The organism is Ideonella azotifigens (genome assembly GCF_006519715.1).
In the GTDB taxonomy this organism is placed as follows: domain Bacteria; phylum Pseudomonadota; class Gammaproteobacteria; order Burkholderiales; family Burkholderiaceae_C; genus Ideonella; species Ideonella azotifigens.
The window spans coordinates 1-4,105 of the sequence record NZ_VIDT01000508.1; the positions used below are offsets into that span (position 1 = coordinate 1).

2 protein-coding genes are annotated in these 4,105 nt (G+C 68.4%); both read left to right on the forward strand.

Annotation, left to right across the window (positions count from 1 at the left end; genetic code table 11):
• Nucleotides 1-187, forward strand: a 187-nt coding sequence (locus tag FKP22_RS33535) for a hypothetical protein (RefSeq protein WP_211361536.1), incomplete at its 5' end; no start/stop codon positions are given.
• A gap of 54 nt (nt 188-241) precedes the next feature.
• Nucleotides 242-4,096 carry a type VI secretion system membrane subunit TssM gene (gene tssM / locus FKP22_RS22980; RefSeq protein WP_141290002.1) on the forward strand — a complete coding sequence of 1,285 codons (3,855 nt, stop codon included), beginning with the start codon at nt 242-244 and terminating at the stop codon, nt 4,094-4,096.
• The last annotated feature ends 9 nt before the right edge of the window (nt 4,097-4,105 follow it).

Sequence of the window (4,105 nt, forward strand, 5' to 3'; positions counted from 1 at the left end):
CAGTGGCTCACACCCCTTCCTTCGTCGGCATGATGACCACCTCGGCGCCGCTGGCGCGCTGGTGATGCTTGGCGCTGCGGCCGCCCAGGTGCAGGAAAGCCAGGCCCCGGTGCTGGCGCTTTCGTTGACCGACAGCCATTGGCGGCTCGCCACGCTGCTGAGCCCGCCACTTGCGGCCAGCCTCTGAGACCGCTGCCCCTCTTCCTGCCGTACCACTGACGATTTTTCGATCGCGCTTTCCATGACTCGTTTTCTGCAACTGCTTCTGGACCCGCGTGTGCTGGGCGTGCTCGGGCTGGCCGCGCTGGCGGCCTTCCTGTTCCTGGGCGCCGATGCGCTGCAGCTCGGCTTCATGGTGGCACTGGCCGTGCTGGGCGCCATCCTGCTTGTTGCGCTGATCGTCTGGGGCGTGAAGCGCTGGCGCGTGCGCCTGGCGGCCAAGCGGCTGGAGCAGGACCTGGAGGGCACGCTGGTGGAACCGGCGCGGCACAAGGCGGGCGCCAAGGCCGGTGCCGAGACGGCGGTGATCCGCGACCGGCTGCACGAAGCCATCAAGACGATCAAGACCTCCAAGCTCGGCGAGCGCACCGGCCAGGCCGCGCTGTATGAGCTGCCCTGGTACATGGTGATCGGCAACCCGGCGGCGGGCAAGAGCACGGCCATCGTGCAGTCGGGGCTGCATTTTCCTTTCTCTGGCGGTGCCGAGAACATCATCCAGGGCATTGGCGGCACGCGGAACTGCGACTGGTTTTTCACCAGCGAAGGCATCCTGCTGGACACCGCCGGCCGCTACGCGGTGCACGAGGAAGACCGGCCGGAGTGGCTGAGCTTCCTGGCCATGCTCAAGCGCAACCGGCCGAAGGCGCCGATCAACGGCATCCTGATCGCCGCCAGCCTGGCCGAGCTGACCGAGGCCAAGCCCGATGCGGTGATCCGCCTGGCCAAGAACCTGCGCCAGCGCGTGCAGGAGCTGACCGAGTCGCTGGAGGTTTTTGCGCCGGTCTATGTGCTGTTCACCAAGGCCGACCTGATCACCGGTTTTGTGGAGTTCTTCGAGGACCAGGACCCGAAGGAACGCGAGCGCGCCTGGGGCGCCACGCTGGCCTACCAGCCCGAGACCCCGAAGGACGCAGTGGAGCTGTTCGACGGCCACTTCGACGAGTTGCAGGACGGCTTGAAGGAAATGGCGCTGGCCCGCATGTCGCTGAACCGTGGCAAGGCCTTGCCGCCTGCCGTGTTGGCCTTTCCGCTGGAGTTCTCGGCCACGCAGCCTGTCCTGCGCAGCTTCATTGCCACGCTGTTCGAAGAGAACCCCTACCAGTACCGGCCGGTCTTCCGCGGCTTCTATTTTACCAGCGCGGTGCAGCAGGGCGCCGTGGGCCAGCGTGCGCGCAATGGCGTGGCCGAGCAGTTTGCGCTGCTGCCGCCGGCCCAGCGCGGCGGCGCGCTGGTCACCAGCGAAAACGGCTTCTTCCTGAAGGACTTGTTCGCCAAGGTGCTGTTCGCCGACCGCAACCTGGTGCGCCAGTACGCCAGCCGCGGCAAGACCCGGCTGCGCGTGGTCAGCTTCGCGGCCGGCGTGGTGCTGCTGGCCGCCGTGCTGGCCGGCTGGAGCTGGTCCTACCTGGGCAACCGGCAGCTGGTGGCCAGCGTGCAGGCCGACCTGGACAAGGCCGTGAAGCTGCAGGTGGGCCAGATCGACCTGGCCTCGCGCATCCAGGCGCTGGAGCTGATCCAGACCCGGGCCGAAGAGCTGGCCGCCTGGCGCGACCACCATCCGATGTCGGTCGGCCTGGGCCTCTACCAGGGCGAGCAGCTGGAGCGCAAGCTGCGCTCCGAGTATTTCAACGGCGTGCGCAAGCTGATGCTGGAGCCTGTGGCGCAAGCGCTGGAGGGCTACCTGCGCGAGGTCAACCAGCATGCCGGGCAGCTCAAGCCCTTGGGCCGGCCGGCCACGTCCAGTACCAGCGTGAGCGCCGCCGCAGTCGCGGCCAGCGCGGCGACGGCAGAGGCCATTCCGGCGGTCTCGGCGCCGGTGGTGCCGGCAGCGCCCGGTGCCGTGCCATCGCGTTATGTGCAGGCCTCGGCCACCGATGTGGAAGACGCCTACAAGGCCTTGAAGACCTACCTGATGCTGGCCGAGCGCCAGCGCATGGAAGTGGGTCACATGACGGACCAGATCACGCGCTTCTGGCGCGGCTGGCTGGAAGACAACCGCGGCAACCTGCCGCGCGAGCAGCTGATGCGCAGCGCCGAGCGCATGATCACCTTCTCGATGTCCAACATCGCCGATCCGGCCTTCCCGACGCTGAACAACAACTTCGGCCTGGTCGACCAGACCCGCGACAACCTGCGCAAGGTCGTGCAGGGCACGCCGGCACTCGAGCGTGTCTATGCCGACATCAAGGCCCGCGCGTCGACACGCTACCCGTCGATGACGGTGGCGCGCATCGTCGGCGAAGCCGGCAAGGAGAGCGTGGTCGGCAGCTATGTGGTCTCTGGCACCTTCACCCGTGAAGCCTGGCAGGGCTACGTCAACGACGCCTTCAAGGACGCCGCCAACAACGAGCTGCAAAGCGCCGACTGGGTGCTGAAGACCTCGACCCATGACGACCTGTCGCTGCAAGGCAGCCCGGAGCAGATCCGCAAATCGCTGACCGACCTGTACAAGACCGAGTACGTCACGGAGTGGCAGCGCTTCATGCAAGGTGTGTCGGTGGCCGAGTTCACCGGTTTCGACAATGCCGTGGCGCAGATGAACCGGCTGGGCGACAGCGCCGAGTCGCCGCTGCGCAAGCTGATGAACACGCTGTTCGAGCAGACCTCCTGGGACAACCCGGCGGTGCTCAACGAGCAGCTCGCCAAGACCCAGCAAGGCGTGGTCGAGTGGATCAAGCGTTCGGTGCTGCGCATGGCGCCAGCGCGGGTGGAGGTGGGCGTCAACGTGTCGGGGGCCGACAGAGGCGTGGCGATGGGCCCGGTGGGCCAGGAGTTCGCGGCACTGGCCCGCATTGCCAGCGCGCGCGACGGCGGCGCCAGCCTGCTCGATGGCTACCTGCAGTCGCTGAGCAAGCTGCGCACGCGCTTCAACCAGATGAAGAACCAGGGCGACCCGGGCCCGGCCGCGCGTCAGCTGATGGCCGCCACGCTGGAAGGCAGCGGCTCGGAGCTGGCTGAGGCGCTGCGCTTCGTCGAGGAGCAGATGCTGACCGGCGCCAGCGACTCGGCCAAGGCCACGCTGAAGCCGATGCTGGTGCGGCCGCTGATGCAGGCCTTTGGCGTGCTGGTGCCGCCGGCCGAAACCGAGCTGAACCGGCTCTGGACCGCGCAGGTGCTGCAGCCCTTCCAGCAATCGCTGGCGGGCAAGTACCCGTTCGATTCGTCCTCGCGCATCGAGGCCAGCGCTACCGAGGTCGCGCGGGTGTTCGGCCCGTCGGGTGGCGTGGCCAAGTTCGCCAGCGAGGCGCTGGGCCCCTTGGTCACGCGGCGCGGGGACGCCATCTCGCCACGGTTGTGGGCCAACCAGGGCCTGCACCTGCGCACCGAGTTCGTCAACGGCTTCCCGACCTGGGTGGCCACGCTGGACGGCGCTGCGGGCAATGCCGGCGGTGCCGCTGCGGCAGGGTCTGCGCAATCGGCCTTCCAGCTGTTGCCGTTGGGCGCACCGGGCTTCCTGGAATACACCGTCGAGATCGACGGCCAGGCACTGCGCTACCGCAACGGCGCGGCCCAGTGGACCAACTTCGTCTGGCCCAATGCGAACGGTGCGCCGGGTGTGCGCATCACCGGCTTGACGCCGGACAACCGCACGGTCGAGGTCTTCAGTGCGCCGGGCGCCTTCGGCTTCGAGCGCCTGATCGAGGCTGCGCAGGTCAGCAAGCTGCCGGATGGCGTGCGCGAGCTGCGCTGGGGCGAGGGCAAGCAATCGATCGCGGTGCAGTACCGTGCGATCACCATGCCCGGCGCTGCGGCGCCAACGGCCGCTGGCAATGGCGGCGGAGCCAAGAGCCTGCGCGGCCTGGTCTTGCCCGAGCTGGTGGCCGGCTCAGCGGCCACTGACGTGGCTTCGGCTGCATCGGCCGGGGGCGCGCAATGAGCCGCACGG